Consider the following 24,136-nt stretch of genomic DNA (forward strand, 5'->3'; position numbering starts at 1 on the left):
ACACTATTCCTATAACAACCGAAACCACCGATTTCGCACACCAGCCACGATCCAGGATTGCCCAAACCTCACCCCTGGGGAAACTAGACGCTGAATGTCCGATCACCCTCTGCTGCGCCTCCTGCCTGAATCCCCTGACTGCTCCAACGACGAGCTCCTGGGCCGCTTTCTGGAATATGTGGCGGAGAAGAACCTGGAGCTTTACCCCGCTCAGGAGGAGGCCATTTTGGAATTGTTTGAGGACAAAAACGTTATCCTCAATACCCCCACAGGCTCTGGCAAATCCCTCGTTGCCACCGCCCTGCATTTTCGTTCCCTGGCCAAGCGACGCCGGTCCGTCTATACCTGCCCCATCAAGGCACTGGTGAATGAGAAATTTCTTGCCCTCTGTCGTGACTTCGGCCCGGAAAATGTCGGCATGGCCACGGGTGATGCTACGGTCAATCGTCACGCTCCCATCCTCTGCTGCACGGCGGAGATCCTGGCCAACTACGCGCTGCGCGATGGAGAAACGGCCCCCTTCCATGAGGTCATCATGGATGAGTTCCACTATTACTCAGATCACGAGCGCGGCGTCGCTTGGCAGGTGCCCCTGCTCACCATGGCCCGCTCCCGCTTCCTCCTCATTTCCGCCACCCTTGGCGCCACAGATTTCTTTCAGCGGGAGCTCACCCGCCTCACCCAGGCAGAAAGCGTCATCGTTTCCTCCCAGAACCGGCCCGTACCGCTGGAGTTCAGCTACGCACAGACCTCCGTGGATGTGACCCTGCAGGAGCTGGTGGAGGCCAGAAAGACACCCGTTTACCTCGTTCACTTCACCCAAAACGATGCCGCCCAGGCCGCACAGGATCTGATGAGTCTGAACTTCTGCTCCACCGCAGAAAAGGCCTCCATCAAAGAATACCTCGTGGGGGAAAAATTCACCAGCCCCTATGGCAGAGAGGTCAAAAAATACCTCCTCCACGGCGTCGGCATTCATCACGCTGGCTTGTTGCCTAAATATCGTATGCTGGTGGAGAAACTAGCCCAGCGCGGCCTGCTAAAAGTCATCTGCGGGACTGATACCCTCGGTGTAGGCGTGAATGTCCCCATCCGCACCGTTCTCCTCACCCGCCTCAGCAAATATGGCGGCCAAAAGGTGACCACATTAACCGCACGTGACTTTCACCAAATCACCGGCCGCGCCGGGCGGCGGGGTTTTGACGACATCGGCTTTGTCGTCGCCCAGGCTCCCGAGCACATCATTGAAAACGCTAAAATGGAGGCCAAGGCCGCCGGTGATGTGAAGAAAATGCGCAAGATGGTGAAAAAGAAACCGCCCGAAGGCTTCGTCGGCTGGAATGAGGACACATTCAAAAAACTGCAAACCGCCACGCCAGAGGCCCTCGTCTCTCGCTTCCAGGTCTCCCATGGCATGTTACTCCAGGTGCTCAGCCGCGAAGATGACGGCTGCGCAGCCATGCAGCAACTCATCGCGGACTCTCACGAGACCACCACGGCTAAAAAGCAGCATCGCCAGCGTGCACGGCAGCTTTTCCGCGCCCTCGTCGAGCGTAAAATCATCTCCATCATCCCGCTCAAAGACCGCCTGAAACCCGGGCAAAAACTCCGCCTCAATGTCGAGCTTCAGGATGACTTTTCCCTCAATCAAACGCTATCGCTCTACCTCATTGATACCCTCGCTCTGATTGACCCGAACTCGCCCAACTACGCGGCGGATATGCTGACGCTGTGCGAGTCCATTTTGGAAAATCCAGACCTCATCCTCCGCCGCCAGCTTAGCAAAGTGAAGGACGAAGCCATGGCCGCCATGAAGGAAGAAGGCCTGCCTTATGAGGAACGCATCGCTCGTCTGGAGGAACTGGAATACCCCAAGCCCTGCCGCGACTTCATCTACAGCACTTTCAACGAATTTGCCGCGCTTCATCCCTGGGTAGGCCAGGAAAACATCCGCCCCAAAAGCATCGTGCGCGAGATGTTTGAAAACTTCCGCAGCTTTACCGACTACATCCAGGACTACGACCTCCACCGCACAGAGGGCGTCCTCCTCCGCCACCTCTCCAGCGTCCACAAGGTCCTTTCCCAAACTGTGCCGGAGACTTTTAAAACCGAGCCCGTTCAGGAAATGGAAGCCTGGCTAGCCGGTGTACTTCGCGGCACCGACTCCAGCCTGCTGGATGAATGGGAACGCCTGCGCGATCCCGACTGGAAACCTGACGAGGAAAAACCGGAGCACGAAGAAGCCCCGGACATCACCCGCAACAAACGCGAGTTCATCGCCCTTATCCGCACCGAGATCTTTCGTTTTTTCCGTGGCCTCGTCATTGAGGATTACCGCCTCGCCATCCATGCCCTCGGCCCTCATGCCGCCCCCTGGACGGCGGATCTCCTCGCCACCACCATGGCCCCCTATTACGACGAGCACGACCGCATCCTCCTCGACAATGAAGCCCGCAACGGCCGCTACACCTTCCCCGAGCCCGCCGAGGATGGCCAAACCTGGAAAGTCTCCCAAGTCCTCGTGGACCTCGAAGGCCTCAATGACTGGCAAGCCATCTTCACCGTGGACCTCGCCAAAGCCCGAGAGGAGGGCAAACCCACCTTGCAGCTCGTTTCACTCGGCCCCGTGTCTGAAAGCTGAAGGTAAATTTAAAACCAGACGCGAACAGATCAAACCAGGTCCCTAAAAAACTCTGCATGTTCTACACTTTTGCTAAACTCCTCTGCAAAACGGCTGTTTTTCAGTGCCGCATCTTCAGTTCCTCCATTGTCCTTTAAATAAACATGAAGAGCGTCGGTGAAGTAACGAACCATTTGATCAAAGCGAGCATCAACCAGCCGCTGGCAATCCCGTTTCATTTGCTCGCGAATATTGCTACCAGGTTCAACACTGGAGTGCTTTTGAATCAGCGTTTCCAGTGTTTGCTTCTCCATTATGGCTATTCCGCTCGAGAGGAAGTAAGTGGCTTTTCGCAAAGGGCCACGTTCTCTTCGCGAAGCTCCAGTTGCATCCACCTTTTGGGATACCATTTGAAAGATTAGGCAAGATGCAGCAAGTTCAAGCGCACGTTGAACGGGAGTTACTGAGGTTTCGCCTTCATCTGGAACAAAGGGGCCGAATATTTCGTCATACTCTCCACCGTCCCGGAAAATTTCGCGTTTCGACGAACTGTTGCGTAGCCGCGAAGTGTAACCTTTGAATACCGCAAGCCATGCCAAAGCTGCTTGCTCCTTACTAAAGCTTACCATCTGGCTTCCCGAAGGCGGCGTCTCGCCTTCTTTACGCTGGTAAAATATTCCATAGTTGGAAAACAGCTCCTGGGCTTTTGTCTGCCGGGGATCAGTTGCGAGCAGATCTTCTGGCCGGATCGCATTCTGTGAATTGGTCGCAATGATTAATGCGTTTAGGAATGCGCTGTTATCCGGATCCACCTGATACACCCTGACGAGCACATTTGAATTCCCTTGAAACAGGTCCTTCAAATCTGGATCATACTTGGCATGATAAAGTGCATTTACCGTCTGACAGCCGTTGATGATCTGCATGTTCGTAATCCGGAGTTTCATGCGGCCCCCTGAGGACGGAGGTAGCAGTTCCGCTTTGTCTGCGACAATGCTCACACCGTTATTCATAAAGCCAAACCAACTGCTTTGCTGGCTTGTGACGGTTGCTATGATACTGCGATTCACCTCCTTGCCAGAACCAAGAAAAAACCTCACATTTTTCTCGAATAATTCGTTGTTTGAATACCTGTCCACCAGCCGGATGAGTTGGTTGACATTCACAAATCCGACCATGACCTGAATGGGCATTCCATTTGGATTTTCGCCAATGTTCTGGTGCATGAACGAACGTTCTCCCATGTCATTATTGAGGTCTATCGTTTCCTCTTGAACAGGGATTCGTCCATGGACACAAAGATGATGAAAGTCTTGAGAGCTGTAAGTTTCAAAGGTGAAACCATGTGATTGCCGGTCATGTGCATATGTATCCCGAAGCTGGTCTAACTTGGGCGCATCACTTTGAGAAAGACTCTGACCATTCGTCACAAAATAACACTGCACCCTCACCCGCAGTTGCCTTCTCCGTCCTGTTCTGCGCGCGTCAAGAGCCTGTTGTATCTCTCTGTAAGCGGTCAGTGTCTGTTCATCCTGAAGATCGGTTTTTAAAAACACACGGTTCATCCGGTCCACAAAGGCGTACAGTTCTTTGGTTGAAATGCCTCCCTTCCATTCATCACTGAACTTGAATTGAAAAAGCTTGAGCTGAATTTCGTTGTCCTCATCAAGGATCATGTAGGCATCCAAAAGCTCCTCAGCCTTCCCGGTTTCCTTAAAATCGGTAGGGATGAAATTTTCCCACAATTCATCATCGTAAAGATACGTAATCTTCTGCGCGGCAAAATAGGGCCATAAACGACGCCAGTCCGCACGGGCGATATTCCAGGAAGGATTTCGGTCAGCCAGCAGGCTCATCCGTTCCTTTAACACATCAATTTGTGCTGGTGTGACAGGGGTCTTGGAATAGGTGTTGGCAGCCATTGGTGTCCAGAAAAGCTAAATTTTCAGTAATTTGTCAGGTTATATGAGCGGGTCAAATCCCAAGCAAATTATGGAACAAAACCGCTCTGCAATGATTAATATGGAATTTGACGATTCTACCAGATGCACAAGGATCGCCTGCAGACTGCGCCATCCGGCGAAAAATCGACAGTTGAGAGTGTGACTGCATAGCCAGAGCCATCAAAGAGGTGGACTTTCTGGGAAAACATCTTGCTCCGCGCTAAGAATCTGATTAATCTCAACGTTGTGGGATCCAGATGCGGATTTATCCGCGAATAGTGAGCAGCATTCGTTTGCTCCATTCCCACAAGTTTTTCTTCGCATGATTTGTCTGAGCCTTTCCTTTGTTAGCCCGCATGACCGGGTTCAGGAAAACTCGTCCATGCTTCTCACTGCTTCCACGGCCCGTTATGTTTGATATGATCCGTGGAGCGATATGCCATTTTCAAGGGAGCTCAATCCGTGCGCTCTTGATCCGAACACAACTGGAGGTCAGCCATTAGCAATCCATTCAACAATTTGAGCACCGGCCAATTCGGCGCTCGCCCCAATCCAAATCCGACTCCTGCGCAGCCTGCGGCAGGGGCTCCTGCACCCGCTACTGGAGGCGCACCTGGTGCCCCGGTAAATCGTCCCGCAGCCCCAGGGGGCTACCAGCCCCGCACTGGCGGTGGCGGCCCTCCTTTCAACCGCCCCGGCGGCCGTGGCCCCCAGCGTAACAACAGCCGCTACGCTGACCAAACCCGTGTCAATGAGCGCATCCGTGCGCCAAAGGTGCGCGTGGTGGATGGAATCACCAACCAGCAGTACGGTGTGCTGCCGACTCAGCAGGCTCTGCGCATGGCCAAAGAGCGTGGTCTCGACCTCGTCGAAGTCGCCTCCAGCGCCGAACCTCCAGTGTGCAAAATTGTCGATTACGGCAAGTACAAGTACATCCAGGAAAAGCACAAGAAGGAAGCTCATAAGCACCAGAAAGGTGGCAAACTGAAGGAACTCAAATTCCGCATCGGCATTGATCCCCACGATTACCTCATCAAGATCGTCCACGCGGAAGATTTCCTCGCGGAAGGTCACAAGGTGCGCATCCAGCTCCAGTTCCGTGGCCGCCAGATGGCCCACCAAGAACTCGGCCATGCCCTCGCTGCCAAGATCAAAAACGATCTCGTCACCATGGGTCATGCCGATCAGGAGCCCAAGATGGCGGGTCGTAACATCAATATGCAGATGAGCCCGCTCCCAGAGCGCCAGCGTCATCGTAAGTTCAAGACTCACCTCAAAGGCGTGACCGACCAGAAGGACGTCCACCAGGGTGATCATGACCCACGCGAAGACAAGCACGATGAGCATGACGACCATGATGAACATCATGACGATCACGCCAATGGCGAAACTCCGGCCAAGGCTTAATCGCGCAGGCTAACCTCCCTCCTTACACATTGGCCGTGGTCTCACCGACCACGGCCAATGCGCGTAAACACCTCACTCCCGAAACTTCATCCCATGCCACGGCTTCTCCTCTTCGATATTGATGGCACCCTCATGGATACCGGCGGTGCCGGCGGTGCCTCCCTCCTAGATGCTGTCGAAGACGTGCTCGGCGTCTCCCGTAGCCAACTCGCTCCCCTGGACCTGGCAGGCGCGACGGATGCCGGTGTGGTGCGCACTCTTTTTTCCCAGACTGGGCATGAACTGGCAGATGCCCTGGTGAAACAATATCTAGACCGCTACCTCCTGCGCCTGCACGAGCGCCTGCATCATGACTCATTCACAGGTCGTCTCCTGCCCGGTGTCGAATCGCTCCTGCATCAGCTCAAAACTCGGGCAAACGCAGACCTGGGTCTTTTAACCGGAAATGTGCGAGCTGGGGCCGACATCAAATTGCAACGCTTTCAGTTAGACTCTTTTTTCCTCGAAGGTGCCTTCGGGGACGATGCCGAGGATCGCAACCACCTCGGCCCCTTTGCCACTCGCCGCATCCAGGCCATCACCGGGCACACCTACTCGCCGGAGGATATCATTGTCATCGGAGATACGCCCAAGGACATCGCCTGCGCACGGGCCATTGGCGCACGTTGCTTAGCCGTCGCCACCGGGACTTTTCAGGCAGCCGCCCTGGCCCATCATTCCCCTTGGCAATGCCTGGAAGATCTCTCAGAAACTGACCGTGTCTGCGACCTGCTTCTGCAATGAGCCGTCCCCTGCCCGTACATGAGTGATCTCGATCCTGAAGCCCTTCAGCAGGAATGCACGGCTCTTTCCCTGCCCTGGAAGGTTCACGTGGAGGAAGAAATCCCCTCCACCAGCGATGCCCTCCGCGCCGCAGCCCTGCGGGGTGAACCCTCCAACCTCGTCCTCTTTGCGGAATCCCAAACCGCAGGCAGGGGCCGCCGGGACAACCGCTGGGTCACTCCCCGTGGGCAAGACCTCATGGTCTCCCTACTGCTCTGCCCAGAGGCCCCCATCCCCCTCTGGCCACGGCTCACCACCCTCGCTGCTCTCGCCATTTGTCGCGCCATCGAAGAGGAGCTTCCCCTCCAGCCTCAGATCAAATGGCCTAACGACATCTATCTCAACGGCCTCAAAGTCAGCGGCCTCTTGGCCGAAGCCGTCACCACGCCCCAGGGCATGAAGCTGATTCTCGGCATCGGCCTGAATGTGAACAGCCGCGAGTTCCCCCCAGCCCTCACAGGCACCGCCACCTCCTTATTCCTCGGCCTCCCCTCCAGCATCCAAATACGTGAGCTGGATCGCCAGCAGATCGCCCTTCGCCTCCTGCAAGAACTCCACACCCAATTCGCTCGCATCGCCGCAGACTACCCCCAGGCCGTGGCGGAAGTGCGTGAACGCAGTTGGCTTCTGGGCAAACAAATCCGCGCCACCGTGGATGGACAAGAGATCTACGGTCGCGCCCAAGACCTCAATCACGAAGGCCATCTCATCCTGGCCATGCCAGATGGCAGCCTCCGCACCCTCACCAGTGCCGAAGGCGTGCGCCAGGTGATCTAGCCCCGTTTCATTGTGGACGTTCCTTGGAAAGCATGGATTTTCCACCTCAGCCCTCATGAAGACCGCCTTCCCAGCCAGGAGTACCGCCATCCTCCTGATTCTCCTTGCCCTCATCGCACAGATCAAAGGCTGCACCCGCCAGCAACAGCATGAGGCGGAATTGCGTTTTCAAAAGACCGATACGGAAAGCCCCTTCCTCACCCGAGTGGCGAAAACGACAGAGGCCATGGAGGCCGATTCTTTTTGGTTCAATGCTCGCACCATCTTACTTGGGGCGGGGCTTTTCTGTGGGCTCCTTTGGATGCGTCAACGCGTGCGGCAGCGTGCTTTCAAAAGATTGCACCCCGAACCCACATCCAAACCTCTTTCCGTTCAAAACTCCACACGCCGCATCGTCAGACGCCGTCGTCGTTAGTGAGAACCTACCTTTCTGCAACATCCCTCAGACTTTGTGATTGCCTCCCCCCAGCACGGCTCTCAAAATCACTGTGCATGAAATTAACCATCCTTGCTGCCCTCCTCCTCGCATTCACCGCGCACGCGCAGACCGCCGCACCAGCCGCCAAGCCCGCAGCCCCCGCCGTCAAACTTCCTCCCCAGGCTCCCGATGTGGCCGCCCCGAAGATGGGGCCCGATGGCAAAGAAAACCCAGGCTTCATCGCCGCGCATGAGCGCTTCCTCAAAATCGCCCAAGAAGGCAAGACCGATCTCCTCTTCCTCGGTGACTCCATCACCGCTGGCTGGGGTGGCCAGAAAGCCATCTGGGACAAGGCCTTCGGCGCCTACAAACCCGCCAACTTTGGCATCGGTGGCGACCGCACCCAGCACGTCCTTTGGCGCATCACCAACGGCGAGCTTGAGACCATCAAACCCAAAGCCGTCGTTCTCATGATCGGCACCAACAATGTCGGCTCAGACAGTGCTGAAGGCATCGCCAAAGGCATCACCGTCATCGTTGAAACCATCCGTGCCAAACAGCCCCAGGCCAAGATCCTCCTCCTCGCCGTCTTCCCCCGTGGTGACCGGCCGACAGGCAAACTGGGTGCCTCCAATGACAAGCTGAAGGAAGTGAACAAAATCATCGCCAAACTCGACGACGGAAAAAACATCCACTTCCTCGACATCGGCGAAAAATTCCCACAACCCGAGGGAGCCTTGACCGCCGATGTGATGCCAGACTTCCTGCACCTCTCCTCCAAAGGCTACCAAATCTGGGCCGATGCCATCACGCCCAAGTTGGCCGAGCTAATGAAATAACAGCCTCCTATCACTCCAAAGAGCGCGGAAATCCTTCCGCGCTCTTTTTGTTTTTAGGGCATGGCTCCAGAGCCCCGCATCACACGCGACATTGACGGCGCTCTAGATTCTCAGTGAGTCTTCAGCCATGCATCCAAGCTTCCTGGTCATCCTACTTTGGTTATGCACAGGTATGAGCTTGCAGGCTCAGTCAAAACCTGCGCCGAAGGCCGAGTGAACCGCACCCTTTTTTTGAGTCATGCAGCGCATCCCCCAAAGCCAAGAAGGCGTGCCGCACAGACCTAAGCTCCGCGAGACGGTCAAGAATCAACGAGAGCACTGCCTCAATCCCGATCAGGCGGAGCAAATGCTTGGGTTTCGCGGTTGGAACGAACGAGGATACATTCCACATCGTGACGAACCTGGGTTGACGCAATTTGTCACCTTCAGGTTAGGCGATAGCTTTCCGGCAGAGCTGCAACACGAATGGGAGACCATTTTCCAGTTGGAGGATGAACGCGAACGCCGCCTTCAGCTTGAGTCCTGGATTGATCTTGGTCTGGGCGCATGGCATTTGCAGGACAAAGGTGTGGCTGAGATGGTCTATCAAACCTTGCGCCACTTCGATGGGCAGCGCTATCATTTACGGGCGTTCACCCTCATGCCCAATCATGTGCATGTACTTTTTGAGGTGACGACGGTCCCTATGCATCAAGTGATAAAAAGCTGGAAACAATACAGCTCGAATCGAGCTAACCAATTATTAGGTCGAACTGGCACTTTCTGGCAGGCCGATTATTGGGATACCTACATGCGGGACGCAGAGCATGAAGCCAGGACCATCCGTTACATCCGCAACAATCCCGTCAAGGCAGGCTTGGTAACCGACTGGAAACAATGGCCCTGGACTTACTTGGCCAACGAACCGTAACGACTCTGCGAAGCCTAACGGAGCGCGGGTTTCCAAACCCGAAGTACCTCGCCACACCCCACATCCTGAGCTTCCCCCAACGCCTCGACAAGCCAAACAACCTTTCAGCCCCACTCCGCATCCCCCTTTGCCTTCACCCGCTGCGGACTCGGAGGTCCGCGCTCCGAAAGCCTAACGGAGCGCGGGTTTCCAAACCCGCAGCACCTCGCCACACCCCACATCCTGAGCTTCCCCCAACGCCTCGACAAGCCAAACAACCTTTCAGCCCCGCTCCGCATCCACCCGCTGCGGACTCGGAGGTCCGCGCTCCAAGAACGCGTACTCTCACGAGCCATCATTAACATTGCTGCCCATCATCCCACCGCCTCAGCGCACCGACCGCAAAGCGTCGGGTGCGCGTCGTTGGTCCCCACATCCGGCAGCAGTTTCCAGCAGCGGGCGCATTTGGGGTTGGAGCAGACTTCCACACTTGCAGTTAGGTCAGTGCCTTGGGAGATCTTCAGGTCGCTGAGGATGAAGAATTCCTGGAGGGTGCCGAGATCACCAAAGACGGAGTGATCGAAGCCTTTGGAAGGAAGCGTCAGGGAAACGGTGGCCTCGAGGTTGGACCCGATCTTCTTCTCCTGACGGGCTTTTTCGATGGCCTGCTGGATGACGGCACGGGCCTGGAGAAGCTGGTCCACCGCCGTGGCGGCATCGCTGGGGGCAAAGGCCGGGTTGGGCTGGGGGAAGACTTCCAGGTGCAGGCTATCGGCATGGCCCAGGTGTTCCCAGGCTTCATCCGCAGTGAAGGCCAGGATGGGGGCCAGGAGACGGCAGAGCGTCTCCGTGATCTCACGGATGGAGGCCTGGGTGGCGCGGCGGCGCGGGCTGTTGGCCGCATCGCAGTACATCCGGTCCTTGGTGATATCAATGTAGAGGGAGCTGAGATCACCCGTGATGAACTGGTTCACCAGGGTGAAGACCTTGCGGAAGTCATAGGCCGCATAGGCATCTACACAGTCCTTGGTCAGGGTATGCAGGCGCTCCAGGATCCAGCGATCAATCAAAGTGTAATCGGCTGCGGCTGGCGCGAGGTCCTTGGGCTCATCATGAAGATTGCCTAACAAGACACGCAACGTGTTGCGGATGCGGCGATAGTTTTCGCTGTTTTGCTTGAAGAGATCTTCGGAGAAAGGCACTTCGTTCTGGTAGTCCACACTGGCCACCCAGAGACGCACCATGTCAGCTCCGTAGGTGTTGTAATAGTGGTCGGCCGTCATCGGCTTGGCGCTCTTGCCCGCAGCACCCTGGTCGCTCTTGCTGATTTTTTTGCCGCTGGTATCCACCACGAAGCCGTGAGTGATGACGCTCTTATAAGGAGCCGCATTGCGGGCGACGATGCTCATCATGAGACTGCTCTGGAACCAGCCGCGATGCTGGTCCGTGGCCTCGATGTACATGTCGGCAGGGGCGTGGAGCTCCGGATGCTGGTCCAGCACGGAGACGTGGCTGCAGCCGGAGTCAATCCAGACGTCCAGCGTGTCATTGCCACGCTTCGTATCCGCAGGCAGGCCCACGGCTTCCGCCCACCAGGCATCGTCTTTTTCAAACCAGAGATTGGTGCCTTGCTTCGCCACGATGTCGGCCACCTTGCCGATGATGGCGGTTTCCATGATGATGGTGCCATCGGCCTGATAAAAAACCGGCAGCGGCACACCCCAGGTACGCTGGCGGCTGATGCACCAGTCTGGGCGGCTTTCCACGGTGCCATAAATGCGATTCCGCCCCCAGGCAGGCAGCCAGGCGACTTTATCAATCTCCGCCAAAGCACGAGCGCGGATGTCGTCGATCTTGATGAAAAATTGCTCGACCGCACGATAGATGATCGGCGTTTTGGAGCGCCAGCAGTGCGGGTACTGGTGGACATACTTTTCGTTACCCAGCAGTGCGCCTTTCTCTTCCAAAATGGCGATGATGCCTTCATTGCTCTGGAAGACATGCTTGCCGACGAACTCGGGCAGTCCGCACTCAGCGGTGTATTTGCCATCGCCATCCACCGGGGAAAGAATCTCCAGCCCGTGCTCGCGCCCAGCTTGATAGTCATCCGCACCGTGGCCGGGGGCGATGTGAACCGCGCCAGTACCCGTATCATCCGTCACGAAGAGCGTATTGATCACCTTCGACGTGCGCGGCAGGAAAGGATGCTGAGCTTCGCTTCCAGCCAAATCCTTACCCTTCAGCTTTGTGATGGACTGCGTGGCATCCAGCTTGAAGCCGGTGCTGGCGGTGAAAGCTTCCACACGGGACGTAGCGATGGTGAGCCGCTCCGTGCGACCACTGTCATGCACAAAAGTACCAGCGGTGTAATCAAACTCTGGATGCAGGGCGATGGCAAGGTTGGCCGGGAGGGTCCAGGGCGTCGTGGTCCAGATAACCAAGGCAGAACCGGAAGGCAGAGCAAACTTCACAAACACCGCTGGACTCACCTTTTCCTTGTACTCCACCTCAGCTTCAGCGAGTGCGGTCTGGGCACCGTAGCTCCACAGCACAGGACGCTTCATGCGATAGACCAGCTTTTGCTCCACCGCCTTGCCAAAAGTGCGCAGGATGCCGGCCTCATAATCGGGAGCCAGAGTGAGGTAAGGATTCTCCCAATCACCAAAAACGCCCAGGCGCTTGAAGCTGTTGCGCTGGATATCAATGTACTTCCGGGCCTCCGCCTCAGAACGCTGGCGCACTTCCACCGGGGTCAGGCCTGCAGCCTGTTTGACGACCTTGAACTCGATGGGCAGCCCGTGGCAATCCCAACCTGGAACGAAGGGGGCATGGAAACCCGCCATCGTTTTGGACTTCACGATGAGGTCCTTCAGGATCTTGTTCAGCGCGGTGCCCATGTGCACGTCGCCATTGGCGAAGGGCGGGCCATCATGCAGGATGAAGGTGGGCTTTCCCTTGCTCTGAGCCTGGATGCGCTGGTAGAGCTGGCCTTCCTGCCACTTGGCCAGGCGCTGCGGCTCCCGTGCGACGAGATCCGCCTTCATGGGGAAGTCAGTCTTCGGCAGCAGGACGGTGTCTTTGTAGTTCTTAGCAGGGGCAGGCTCGGCGCTCATGGATTCGGGAAAAGGGCGCAGAGCCTAGACCATGGGGGCGCGTAGGGCAAGAGAGGGATGCGCTCCGGCTTCTAGAGATGCACAACAAGAAAAAATCTCCGATCACCGCGATGGCGACCGGAGATTTCGAAACATTCAAACAAAGGGCCAAAGCCCGGGAAGCTTCATTTCACAGTACCGTGAAAACCAGCCTTGTTCATGGAAGCGATCAGATCCGCCTCTGTAAATTCGCCCTTCACCGTGAAGGTGTCGGCCTTGTTTTCGATGGTGTATTCCTTGACCCCAGGAACGCTTTTGACAGCCTCAGTCATGGCATTCACACATTTCTGACAGCACAGGTGGGCTCCGGTGACTTTAGCCTCGGTCAGTTTTTTCCCCATCTTGGGACTAGCAGCAGCAGAGGCGGCCGTTTCTTCTGAAGATTTTCCATAATAACCCGCTTCCAGGATCGCTTCGACCGCCTTCTTAGCGTTCGCCTTGGACTTGGAAACGATGGTGACCGTTTCGCCCTCGGCCGTGACAGTCACATCCTTCACACTGGTGCCCGCCTTGACGATGCCGTTCGTGCAGCTTTTGCAGCAATTGTGCACGCCTTCCAGCGTGACGGTGGTTTCAGCTTGGGCGATGCCAGCGACGAGCAGGAGAAGGGAGACGAAGAGGGATTTTTTCATGGACACCTTCACAGACGTCCTTCCACGCCCTTTCTTTATTGAAATGTAGAAAAAAGTTTCTCGTTAACTGACACCTGAAATACTAAATCGCGTATATGTGCCTTGGTTGAGGTCCCAAACGTGCTCTTTTGAAGGGCTCGCCAGCCCACACCACCGGACATCAAGCATCTCACGCCAATCCATGAAATTATTCAAAACTAGCCTTACCATGGCTCTGCTCGGCACTGCCAGTGCCTGGGCGGCCCCCGTCATTCCCACGCCCTTTCCAGAAGGGCTTGCCGGCAACTACCAAGCCCTGCTTTATTCCCAGGATGGGGATGCAGGTTCCCCCGTCGGTCTGGTCACCCTGGCAGTCACCACCAAAGGGGCTTTGACTGGCAAGCTAACCACACTAGAAAATAAGACCTATCCGCTCAAGGCCACACTCAGTTACGCCGATACGGAATCTCTAGTCGCCAATGCCCCCGCAGGCACCGCTACAGCCCCGACGATCCAAATCGTTCGCGGCAAAAACATTCCCAATCTGAGTGTCAATCTCACCATCAAAGACTTCGAAGAAAATGATACCTTAGACATTTTCGTCAATGAAGAGGCCACCACTATCGGCAGTACCGAAAATGGCTTCAAGCAGATCACCTTCGCCAAAGGTGCCCTTCCTTACGCAGCAGCAGGAGCCTATACTGCCGCCTTTGAACTTGCTGATACCCCAGGGCAAAATGATCCTGCCGGTTCGGGTTATGCCGTTGGTAGCATTGATGCCAAAGGACTACTGAAACTGACAGGCAAGACGGGTGATGGCACGGTGTTTACCGCCGCTCTACCAGCAGGACCAGACTACCGTTATGTGACATTTCTGAATCCCTACAAAAGGAATGATAGCTTCTTTGCAGGCAAGATTATCCTGACTGAGCGCAATAGCGGGGGCTTCCACATGACGCCAGCCGAAGCTGGTTACGACTTCCAGTGGAAGAAATCTTCTCTCCTGCCGAAGATCACAGACAAGAGCTACCGGGCAGGATTTGGCCCGCTGGATGTGTTGGTTTCCATGGAGCCTTGGACTGTGCCAGCCAAAGGAGAAACCGTGGCCGATCTTTTTGGCATCAGCGCTCTCGAAATTTTTAACATCGGCTACGATGGGGTTTTCCCAGGAACTGCATACACGAAGTATATTCCGGTCAAAGCAGGATTGACCGCCCAAAACACCCTGCGCATCGCTGCGGGCGGCGCAGGCAGCACTTCCGGATTCGATCCGAGTCTTTGGGCTAAGATTATCACCACCAAGATTGACCCTAAAACAGGTAAATTTACCGCGACCGTCAATATTGAAGATACCATTGAGCCAACAACCCCAACTGGGAAATCCAAGACGGTGAAACGGAAGGTAGCATTCGAAGGAGTTTTGCTTCGTCCGGACTCCGGGAGCCTAGCATCCATCGCTCAGGGGCAAATTATTCTTCCACCCAAGGATGTAAAGACGGAAACAACGACCTCGAGTATGTTTGCTTTCTCAGGCAACATTGTGGAAGATGCCATCTACGCTGCGGCGGCACCCACTGCAGGTACATATAAAGGCGTCATCATCAGACAGCCAAATGAACCAGAGGATTCTCAAGATGCGATAATTCCTTATGCTACCGGCACTCCTGGTCCACCCGCAGGTGCGAACATCACCTTTACGATTTCACCTGATCTCCAGACCCTTAACTTCCAGGGGCGATTGCTGAAGCTCAGAAATGATGGACGAGGAACAAACAACATCATCACGTACGACGATCTTCCAGGCAATATTACCAATAGTTGCCTTGTACATTTGCAGCTTGATGGCACCACCAAGCAAGTCGTTGGAATTTTTGCGACATACAATCAGTTTGGACGATCGGGTTTTTCAGTTATCACCAGGATCTCCAATTTCCTGCAACGTGACAATTCGATCATTAAGCAATAAGCCAGCTTTCAGACTATAGAAATCAGCCCCCTGCGGAGCATCCGCAGGGGGCTTTTGGTTTAATTCTTCACTGCCACCATAAATCCCCGCCCCACCACGGTGTCCTGGTAGTCGCCCGGAGTGAAACCCGCCTCCACCAGCAGTTCAGCATACTCACCCGTGCTGTAGCATTTGCCCTGGGTGGAGTGCATGAGCAGACAGGAATATTCCGCTACGTGTTGCGGGCCTGTTTTATCCGCATGGATGAAGGCATCATGAATGATCAGCAGGCCACCAGGAGGCAGTGAAGCGTGGGAGATGGCGAGCAATTCGCGCACCTCTTTTACATCCCAGTCATGCAGGACATTCGAGTAAAGATGCACATCACAATCCAGCGGCAGACCTTCAAACATGTTCCCCGTGGTGACGCGGACCCGGTCTGCACAGCCACGCTCGACGATCAATTTCACCGCGATCCGGTCCACTGGAGCCTGATCAAAAACGGTCGCCTGCAAATGAGGATGCTGGGCCGCGATGCAGCAGGCGTAGATGCCGGAACCAGCACCGATATCGAGCAGCTTCTTTCGTCCCTTGAGATCGAGGCTTTTCGCCAAGGCCTGGGCTAGATATCGCCCTCGGCAATCCATGGCCGCTGTGAAACTGCGGGCAAAGTCCTCCTGCTCCATCGCCTTATGCCAGTCGAAAGCGGCCTTGTCGCCGGACCAACCTGCAGGCTTACCCGTGCGCAGAACTTCGAGGTAATCGCGCGCGATGGGGCGATCATGCAGGGAGGCGTAATAGGGGCCTAGAAACCACTCCGACTTGGAATGCAGGTGCTCTTGCCCTGTTGCGGAAAGATGGAACACACCGTCTTTCTGCATAACCCAGCCGTGGGTGGCAAATAGAGTCATCATCACATCCACCGGACGCGGGCTAAAACCATGATGCGCACAGATTTGCTGCAATGAGGAAGGGTGAGAAGCCAGCCAAGTGAAAAAATCCATCTGCAAAGCAGCCGTGATGAGATCCACTGCATAAAGGCCATCACGATAGCGATAAAGACTCAGGGGATCAGTGCGGGGAGAGGCAGTAAGGTCGGTCATAAAAGGATCATGGAAGAAGTCGCACACGTATGCTATCAGCGAAACAACGTCTTAACCTCCCCCTTTTCTCATGACCCCGATTCTCTACGTAAAAACCGGCTGCCCCTGGTGTGATGAAGTCCTCGACTACATGGATGACAAAAAACTGCCTTATCAGAAAGTGGTCGTCTCAGGCAATGCCGCCGCCATGAAGGAAATGGTGGAACTCTCAGGCCAGAGCAAAGCACCGACGATGGACTGGGATGGTGAAGTATTGGCCGACTTTGGCGTGGATGAACTCATCCCCTTTCTCAAAGCTCACCAGGCCATTTAAGTCGGCGCTTCAACGAGAAAACGGTGGCAGTGCCCCTGGAGTTTGACTGATTTTTTCAATCAGCAATCTTGTGTATTCGGCACTGCCCTCAGGCCCGAGGTGATAGCCATCGTAAAAATAGTCTGCCCGCTGGTACAGAGATTCTCCCGCCACGATCACTGGCACCTGGGCCGCAGCCGCACTGGCGAGGGCACAGTCCGGCATCGTGTATGGCTTGGTCATGGGAATGGCCAAAAGGAGGGCGTGTACATGTCCCTCATTCAGCGTTTTTAAAAGCTCTGTCAGCATCTCGCAGGTCTCGGGCGGCATATCGGCCTTTGGCACCGCAGGGGCCATTTCCTCACGCACTACACCGATGGTCTGACTCGTTTCGGTATAACCAGGGATGAGATTATAAAAAACCAGCGGCTGCACTCGCGTACGATGAGCAAAGGACATCGAAACTCGCGCCAGTAATACTTTTGAGATCGCTTCCACATCCCCCTCTTGTTGACCTAACAGTTGAGGCATATCCGCCACACTGGTGTAAAAAGCAGCCAAGCGATCTGGTTCAAAACGGTTATCCAGCACATGCAACCGGGCAGAGCCCAGCAAAACCAAGTCGGGCAGAGCCCCCGTTTGGTCAAAGTAGCGGCGGTACCCATAATACCATTGGTTGATGCTGGTGCCATCGGGGTACATCGCCACCAGTTCCACCTCCCGCCCAGTCAGCCTCGTGAGGCCCGTCTTGAGGATCTCTTTATCCAGGCCATCTCGGGACAATGAATTGCCCAAAATAAGGACTTTCAGCCGCTCTGCAGGCGCTGCTTTCAAAGAGGCTGCCGCTTCAGGCAGCGAGCGAATGTGGCGCACATCCTTGGACAGACGCACCTCAAACAATCGCGCGCCCACCTCCAGCCCCGCCAAAGACAGGACCACAAATAAAATCACCTTCACCTCAGCCAGACGGAGCAAGTTCATACGGTTCAGAAGTGAAAGTAAATAAACTCTGCGGGCACTGGCGGTGGGAAGAAAAGCATCATCAGCACCAAGTACAGATACAATACGGCCCGCCAAAACCACGCGACTTTCAGCAGGGCCAGATCATCTTTCCGGCTTTCCAGCCATGCCTCAAAGGCCAACCAGGGGAAAATGAAAAAGGCGATCAAAGAGGCCGTCGTCTGCGCATAAGGTGTCAGGGTCCAGCCAGCTCCTAAACGAAGAAAAAGCGCCCAGGCCTGCTCGAAGCTCTCTGCGCGGAAGACCAGCCAAGTCAGGCAGACCAGATGAAAGGTCACCAGCCATTTCACTGTCTTTTGCCACCTCGGAGATGAGGCACCGCTCCCCTTCCCACTTCGGCTGAAAGCACGATGCATGGCTAACCATAGGCCATGGATGCCCCCCCACACCACAAAGGTCCAGGCAGCCCCATGCCACAGCCCGCCTAGCAGCATGGTCACTAGCAAATTCCGATAAGTGCGCCAAGCCCCATCTCGATTGCCGCCTAACGGAATGTAAAGATAATCGCGCAGCCAAGTCGAAAGACTGATGTGCCAACGCTGCCAAAAATCTTGCGGGCTCAGGGCAAAATAAGGCCGACGAAAATTCGTGACCAGATCAAACCCTAACCAGCAGGCCGTGCCGCAGGCGATGGAGCTGTACCCGGCAAAATCTCCATAAATCTGAAAAGCAAAGGCATACACTCCCAGCAAGACCTCAGCCCCAGTCAAGTCCTGTGGCCTGGCTGTAAACACATGCCCCGCCAGCCAGGCCATATTATCCGCCAAGACCACTTTTAAAAATAGCCCCGTCAGCACCAGATACAGCCCCTCGCGAAAACGCTTTTCATCACAGGCAGGGCGCTCCTTTCCCATCTGCGGCAGCAGTAGAGTTGAGCGATTGATCGGCCCAGCGACCAACTGCGGGAAGAACGAGATGAACAGCGCAAACTCCACAAAATTCCGTGAAGCAGGCGTATCGCGCCGATACACATCAATCGTGTAGCTGAGCGCATGGAACGTAAAAAAAGAAATCCCAGCGGGCAGCATGATCTGTAGGATCCAGGGAGTCTCCACCATCCCCATCGTTTGCAGCAGCACGGATAACTCATGGGTGAAAAAGCCCAGGTATTTAAACACCGCCAAAATGGATAGACTGATGACCAGACTCCAGCCCAGCCAGAACTTGCGCTGCCTGGCATCCTCAGCCGCCGCTATCTTCAGGCCGGCGTGGTAATTCAAAACCGTGCAGAAGAAAATCAGCCCCAGAAAACGCCAGTCAAAGCAGCCGTAAAAAAAGTAGCTCACACTTAGCAGCCACACATTCTGGCCAACAAGACGTAGGCGGCTGTAAATCAGCGCCACCAGTCCGAAGAAAAGCCAAAATCCAAAACTGTTGAACCACATGCGAAATGAGGGGACCAGAAAAGTCTGCGTCCCTTTTCACCCAAATGGCAGCCGAATCAACCGCAGGAGTGCAAAAGGCGGCTTCACCAACGCAGAGTTTTCCACTTCTGCGATGCGCGGTTGCCTCCGGCTCTTGGCGCGCTATCCATCCCGCCCCATGAAGATCTTGGTCACAGGCAAAGGCGGGCGCGAACACGCCCTCATCACCGCATTGAGCGAATCCCCGCAAAAGCACGAGCTGTATTCGTACCCTGGCAGCGATGCCATCGCCACTCTGGCCACTCGCGTGGACTTGGCTGGCCTGCCAGAGCTGATCCAGTGGATGAAAGACCACGCCATTGATCTCTGCGTGGCCGGTGAGGAAGCCTGGCTGGTCAAAGACCGTGGTCTGGCGAATCTATGCGCCGAAGCCAACATTCCGTGTTGGGGTCCCTACAAAGAATCGGCCCAGTTAGAAGCCTCCAAAATTTTCGCCAAGCGTTTTCTCCAGCGCCACAGCATCCCCACCGCAGATTTCACGGTGGCCACCACGGCTGCTGAGGCCAAAGCCGCACTCAATCAATTTCCCATCGTCCTCAAATTCGATGGTCTCGCTGCGGGCAAAGGCGTAGCCGTCTGCCCTGACCGCGCAGAGGCTGAGGCCTTCATTGATGACGTGTTGGAAAAACGCGTCTTCGGTGCCGGAGATCTCCTCATCGAACAATGCCTCTCCGGGCCTGAAATCAGCATCTTCGTCTCTGTCTGTGATGATCAATACCAGATCCTCATGCCCGCGCGTGACTACAAACGCATCGGCGACAATGACCAAGGTCCCAACACGGGGGGCATGGGCGCCGTGGCCAGTCGTCAGCTCGCCACCCCCGAGCTAATGACGCAGATTGAGAACGAGATGGTTAAAGTCACCGTGCAAGGCCTGCAGAAGGATGGGCTGAAATATCGTGGTTTCCTCTACTTCGGCATCATGCTCACCCCCACGGGCCCACAAATGTTGGAGTTCAACTGCCGCTTTGGCGATCCAGAAGCCGAGGCAGTGATGCCCATGGTCCGTGGTGACTTTGCCAATTACGTCTTCGAAGCCGCCAAGGGCAGCCTCAAGCCTGAGCTCATCCAGTTTGCCGAAGGCTGGAGCATTTGCCTCATCTCCGCATCCGCAGGTTATCCCGTCAGCTCCCGTAATGGGGATGTGATCTCTGGTCTGGAGAGCGTGGAAGGTGCCCGCGTGTATCACTGTGGCACGCGCAAAAATGCAGCGGGTCAGTTTGAGACCAACGGTGGTCGCGTTTTAGCCATCGTGGCGCAGGGCACCACCCGCCAAGAGGCCCGCGATAAAGCCTATGCCGAGTCCCGAAAAGTCACCTTCGATGGCCTGCAACGCCGCACGGACATCGCCACCATGCACTTTGACTAAACTCGGCGAAAACGGGTGAAGCGACGGATAACCGCCCGCTTCACCCCGCTCATCTGCCTAGGCCGCCTCTGCTTGAGGCAAGATGTTCGCCAGAGGTTCCTTCAGCAGTTCACGCTGCCATACCATCAGCGCCTCCAAGCCTGCGCTTTCAGCCACCACTTCTTCCAGAGTGCTGCGGGAGCCTAGCAAGCTGCTTTCGATATCCAAGCTCTCTGCCACCTTATCACGGAGGCTGCACAGGCTATCAATCTGCTCGCGCTGCGCATCTGTGAGGCGCGCTTTCGCTTTCTTCACACGCTGTGGCCAAGACGCCTGCCCGGCACGGAAGACATCGGCGATGAGATCGTGAAATTCTTTTTTCCAGCGTGGCCTCCATCCCCCTGGGGGATTCATCACTCCGCCCGCCTCGAAAGTTTCCGCGTAGATGACCATCTGTTTATTGGACATCACGCGGTAACAAGGAATGTCCCGCTCCATGGCGATGCCTTCTCGCCACTCCCACATGCTTTTCAGAATGGCCAATCCCTTCGAATGCAAGCGGCCACTGCCCTGCACACGCCAGGGGTCTTCCTTCGGGGCCATGCTGCGCGCGGCCACATCCACCTGGAGATCGCGGCAGCTTTCTTCAAACCAGGACTCTCGCCCTTTTTCGCGAAGCAGCTTCATCAGATAATCCGCCAGGGGAATCAGATAACGCACGTCATCCACGGCGTAAGAAAGCATGTGCTCCGGCAGCGGTCGGCGGCTCCAGTCAGCCTTCTGCGAGGCTTTAGAAAGCTGCAGGCCAAACATCGCATGGATCAAAGCGGCTAACCCAAACTGCCGGAAACCGACCAAACGGGCCGCGATCTGCGTATCCCGGACCACCCGTGGAGCCCACCCGTAGGTACGGCGCAGCATCGTGAGGTCATAATCAGACCCATGAAACCAAAGCTCGTGCCGATCTAGCAGCGCTAGCAAGCCAGAAACATCCTCAATGGCCAAAGGATCAACCAACGCAAAGCGACCCGCACACGCGACCTGCAAGAGACACAGCTTTTCGTGATAATGGTGCAGCGAATCCGCCTCAGTATCCAAACAACAGCGGTTTTCACCCGTTGCCTGCATGTGTGCCTCCGTCTCTTGCAACCATTGCTGCAAATGCTCCGCTGTATCAATGAAGACATAGTCACCCGGAACGATCGCCGGGGGGATCAGGGGTGGGACGACGTCACTCATTTCAGACCAGTGAGCAAAATTTCAGCATTGTTACTGGTGCGGTTGATGTTGCGGATCAACAGCTCCAAAGCTTCCACCGCCGGCACCTGCGCCAGTTGCTTGCGGATGGCGGACACACGCTTGAACTCGTCTGGATGGTAGAGAAGGTCATCCCGGCGTGTGCCGGATTTCAAGACGTGCAAAGCTGGGAAAATACGGCGCTCAGAGATCTCACGATCCAGGGTCGCCTCCATGTTACCCGTTCCCTTAAATTCCTCAAAGATGAGGTCATCCATGCGGTTCTCTGTCTCGATCAAAGCCGTGGCGATGATCGTCAAGCTACCGCCTTCTTCCACATTGCGGGCAGCGCCAAAGAATTTTTTCGGCTTGATCATGGCCTTCGAGTCCATACCGCCAGACATCGTTCGGGCCCCCTTACCACCCCCGCTCTGGCTATTGTAACCACGCGCCAGACGGGTGAGGGAATCCAGCAGGATCACCACATCCTTCCCAGCTTCCACCAGACGGCAGGCACGCTCACGCACCAGTTCCGCCAATTGGCTGTGACGTTTCGGGCTTTCATCAAAGGTGGAGCTGTAGATTTCGCAACCGCTCACAGACTCTTCAAAATCCGTCACTTCTTCAGGGCGCTCGTCCAGCAGAAGGATGATCAGGGAAATTTCCTTGTGATTGTGGACAATGGACTTCGCGATGTCCTTTAGCAGCACCGTTTTACCCGAGCGCGGGGAAGCATTGATCAACCCACGCTGGCCTTTACCAAGGGGAGCCACCAGGTCCATGATGCGGACAGAGGCTGGACAAGGCTTGGCCATTTCCAGAATGATCCGCTGGTTCGGGAACATCGCGGTCAATTTGTCAAAATGCACCGGCGGCTGCCAAGTATCAATGGATACCCCATCCACCTCCAAGATGCGATCAATGGCCAGATACTTATCCCGGTCCTTAGGCGCACGCGCATAGCCAGTGATCTGGTTGCCAGGTCGGAGATTGAATTTCCGAACCAAGAAGAGCGGGATGAAAACATCCTCAGGCAGCGGAGCGAAACTGTACTTTGGGTAACGGATCAGCCCAAAGTTATCGCTGCCAATCTCCAAAACACCATCCACCTTCACACGGGTGCGATGGTCTGCCATCCAGGCCAGCAGGTCGTAAATCAACTGATGCTTGGAACGACTCGCGTTCATGCGAAAGTTCACGCTCTCGGCCAAGGCTTGAATTTCTGAAAGCGAGGCTTCCTGAAGATCATTCAGGGAAATTTCAGCCGGGAACGGCGGTTCGGCTGTAGGGGGCGAGAACTTTTCCTGCGGCGCATCCGCACGGCCTCGCCCATCGGCCACTGGCGTAGGAGGGACATCGGCGACCTCAGAAGGTGTCTCGGCAGCCAAGGCTTTAGGGACTTCCGCAGCAGGCGCGTCAGTGGCGGGAGATAGGACCTCAGAAGAGGTCTCGGGGGAGTCGGTTGGATTCATGCTTGCCAATGCTGTCTTGCCAGTGTCAGCACTTGAGCTTCAAGAGCGCTGCGGTCACCATCATTCCAGATGACCACATCTCCTCTTTCAACTTTGGCTTCGATGGGCCACTGAGCCCTCAACATCTGTTCGATTATTGATTCGTCGAGACCTCGACGTTCCATCAACCGCCTTTTCTGAACTTCCGGGCTAGCAGCCACGACGATGATCAGATCCGCTGATACTGTACCTCCAATCTCATAGTGCAGGGGCACCTCCGCAAGGAAAAGATTTGCCCCCCCATTCAAGTGGGCTTCTCGGCTCTTTTCCAAGTCTTGCAGCACCCCCGGATGCAAGATCTTCTCCAAAATCTGCCTTTTTACGACATCGGCAAAGACTTCACTGCGCAGCCACTCCCGATTCGCGACGTCTTTTCCGTCTTTAGAAACCACTGCATCTTCCCCAAGCTGTCGCTTCAATTCCCCCAGAACCGCAGGCTCATCCATCAAAGTCTGTGCCGAGCGATCCGCCGAAAAAACTTCAAATCCATTTTTAAGAAGGTGTTTAGCAAGCAATTCCGTCACTGAGCTTTTTCCACAGCCAATACCACCGGTGATGATCCATGAAGTCATAGTTGGAAGACTGAAATTTTAGAAAGTGGATGAGCGGAAAGATTGCAATGAAACCACAGCACAAACCGCAATCAAGGCCCCCTCGTCAAACTCCTCGGGGAGAGCCCGCTTCACTGCTTTTAAAAAGCCGAAGGCATGGTTATAAAAGCAAGCGGGCAGGAGGTCAATGACCACCTGCCCGCCGCAGAATCCTTTTAGAACTTCAAA

The 24,136-nt window shown here is 55.5% G+C and carries 19 protein-coding genes; 10 read left to right on the top strand and 9 right to left on the bottom strand.

Going from position 1 to position 24,136, the window contains the following annotated elements:
- The first annotated feature begins 94 nt into the window (after nt 1–94).
- Nucleotides 95–2,641, top strand: a complete 2,547-nt coding sequence (locus HNQ64_RS20005; protein ID WP_184212022.1) for a DEAD/DEAH box helicase — start codon at nt 95–97, stop codon at nt 2,639–2,641.
- A 29-nt stretch (nt 2,642–2,670) separates the two neighbouring features.
- Here HNQ64_RS20005 and HNQ64_RS20010 read toward each other — a convergent pair whose 3' ends face one another.
- A complete protein-coding gene (locus HNQ64_RS20010) occupies nt 2,671–4,542 on the bottom strand; it encodes an AIPR family protein (protein WP_184212024.1) in 1,872 nt (623 codons plus the stop codon).
- A 540-nt stretch (nt 4,543–5,082) separates the two neighbouring features.
- On the opposite strand from HNQ64_RS20010, the gene infC reads away from it, so the two are divergent.
- The 6 genes from infC (at nt 5,083) to HNQ64_RS20040 (ending at nt 9,736) form a co-directional block, all read left to right on the top strand.
- Complete coding sequence (infC, locus tag HNQ64_RS20015) at nt 5,083–5,970, top strand: translation initiation factor IF-3 (RefSeq protein WP_221305514.1); 888 nt, start codon at nt 5,083–5,085, stop codon at nt 5,968–5,970.
- Nucleotides 5,971–6,063: 93 nt separating this feature from the next.
- Nucleotides 6,064–6,753 (top strand): HAD family hydrolase, encoded by a 690-nt coding sequence (locus HNQ64_RS20020; protein ID WP_184212026.1) that lies wholly within the window; start codon nt 6,064–6,066, stop codon nt 6,751–6,753.
- 18 nt (nt 6,754–6,771) lie between these two features.
- A complete protein-coding gene (locus HNQ64_RS20025; RefSeq protein WP_184212028.1) occupies nt 6,772–7,569 on the top strand; it encodes a biotin--[acetyl-CoA-carboxylase] ligase in 798 nt (265 codons plus the stop codon).
- Between the two features lie 55 nt (nt 7,570–7,624).
- The gene (locus HNQ64_RS20030) at nt 7,625–7,984 is read left to right on the top strand and encodes a hypothetical protein (protein WP_184212030.1); all 360 of its coding nucleotides are present in this window, start codon (nt 7,625–7,627) and stop codon (nt 7,982–7,984) included.
- A 77-nt stretch (nt 7,985–8,061) separates the two neighbouring features.
- Entirely contained in the window at nt 8,062–8,826 is a 765-nt protein-coding gene (locus tag HNQ64_RS20035; RefSeq protein WP_184212032.1) for a GDSL-type esterase/lipase family protein, read from the top strand.
- A 238-nt stretch (nt 8,827–9,064) separates the two neighbouring features.
- Nucleotides 9,065–9,736 (top strand): REP-associated tyrosine transposase, encoded by a 672-nt coding sequence (locus tag HNQ64_RS20040; RefSeq protein WP_184212034.1) that lies wholly within the window; start codon nt 9,065–9,067, stop codon nt 9,734–9,736.
- A gap of 353 nt (nt 9,737–10,089) precedes the next feature.
- Here HNQ64_RS20040 and ileS read toward each other — a convergent pair whose 3' ends face one another.
- Together ileS and HNQ64_RS20050 are read right to left on the bottom strand one after the other, a co-directional pair.
- Nucleotides 10,090–12,828 (bottom strand): isoleucine--tRNA ligase, encoded by a 2,739-nt coding sequence (gene ileS / locus HNQ64_RS20045; protein ID WP_184212036.1) that lies wholly within the window; start codon nt 12,826–12,828, stop codon nt 10,090–10,092.
- 164 nt (nt 12,829–12,992) lie between these two features.
- A complete protein-coding gene (locus tag HNQ64_RS20050; protein ID WP_184212038.1) occupies nt 12,993–13,499 on the bottom strand; it encodes a cation transporter in 507 nt (168 codons plus the stop codon).
- A 181-nt stretch (nt 13,500–13,680) separates the two neighbouring features.
- Between HNQ64_RS20050 and HNQ64_RS20055 the strand changes: the two genes are divergently transcribed.
- Entirely contained in the window at nt 13,681–15,444 is a 1,764-nt protein-coding gene (locus HNQ64_RS20055; protein ID WP_184212040.1) for a hypothetical protein, read from the top strand.
- Nucleotides 15,445–15,503: 59 nt separating this feature from the next.
- Here HNQ64_RS20055 and HNQ64_RS20060 read toward each other — a convergent pair whose 3' ends face one another.
- A complete protein-coding gene (locus HNQ64_RS20060; RefSeq protein WP_184212042.1) occupies nt 15,504–16,526 on the bottom strand; it encodes a methyltransferase in 1,023 nt (340 codons plus the stop codon).
- Nucleotides 16,527–16,596: 70 nt separating this feature from the next.
- Here HNQ64_RS20060 and HNQ64_RS20065 point away from each other — a divergent pair, with 70 nt between their 5' ends.
- Nucleotides 16,597–16,839 carry a glutaredoxin family protein gene (locus tag HNQ64_RS20065; protein ID WP_184212044.1) on the top strand — a complete coding sequence of 81 codons (243 nt, stop codon included), beginning with the start codon at nt 16,597–16,599 and terminating at the stop codon, nt 16,837–16,839.
- Between the two features lie 9 nt (nt 16,840–16,848).
- Here HNQ64_RS20065 and HNQ64_RS20070 read toward each other — a convergent pair whose 3' ends face one another.
- Both HNQ64_RS20070 and HNQ64_RS20075 read right to left on the bottom strand, forming a co-directional pair.
- Entirely contained in the window at nt 16,849–17,799 is a 951-nt protein-coding gene (locus HNQ64_RS20070; RefSeq protein ID WP_184212046.1) for a hypothetical protein, read from the bottom strand.
- Nucleotides 17,800–17,804: 5 nt separating this feature from the next.
- Nucleotides 17,805–19,223 (bottom strand): MBOAT family O-acyltransferase, encoded by a 1,419-nt coding sequence (locus HNQ64_RS20075; protein WP_184212048.1) that lies wholly within the window; start codon nt 19,221–19,223, stop codon nt 17,805–17,807.
- 157 nt (nt 19,224–19,380) lie between these two features.
- Here HNQ64_RS20075 and purD point away from each other — a divergent pair, with 157 nt between their 5' ends.
- Entirely contained in the window at nt 19,381–20,631 is a 1,251-nt protein-coding gene (purD, locus tag HNQ64_RS20080; RefSeq protein WP_184212050.1) for a phosphoribosylamine--glycine ligase, read from the top strand.
- Between the two features lie 57 nt (nt 20,632–20,688).
- Here the strand turns inward: purD and HNQ64_RS20085 are convergent, their stop codons facing one another.
- The 3 genes from HNQ64_RS20085 to coaE are packed head-to-tail and all read right to left on the bottom strand — an operon-like array spanning nt 20,689 to nt 23,929.
- A complete protein-coding gene (locus HNQ64_RS20085) occupies nt 20,689–21,849 on the bottom strand; it encodes a ribonuclease D (protein ID WP_184212052.1) in 1,161 nt (386 codons plus the stop codon).
- The gene (gene rho, locus HNQ64_RS20090) at nt 21,846–23,318 is read right to left on the bottom strand and encodes a transcription termination factor Rho (protein ID WP_184212054.1); all 1,473 of its coding nucleotides are present in this window, start codon (nt 23,316–23,318) and stop codon (nt 21,846–21,848) included. Before rho ends, HNQ64_RS20085 begins: the two co-directional genes overlap by 4 nt.
- On the bottom strand, nt 23,315–23,929 hold the full coding sequence (gene coaE, locus HNQ64_RS20095; RefSeq protein ID WP_184212056.1) for a dephospho-CoA kinase: 615 nt from the start codon (nt 23,927–23,929) through the stop codon (nt 23,315–23,317). The genes rho and coaE overlap by 4 nt, the downstream gene beginning before the upstream one ends.
- Nucleotides 23,930–24,136 lie beyond the last annotated feature (207 nt).

Origin of the sequence: Prosthecobacter dejongeii (assembly GCF_014203045.1) — a bacterium.
Classification (GTDB): Bacteria; Verrucomicrobiota; Verrucomicrobiia; order Verrucomicrobiales; family Verrucomicrobiaceae; genus Prosthecobacter; species Prosthecobacter dejongeii.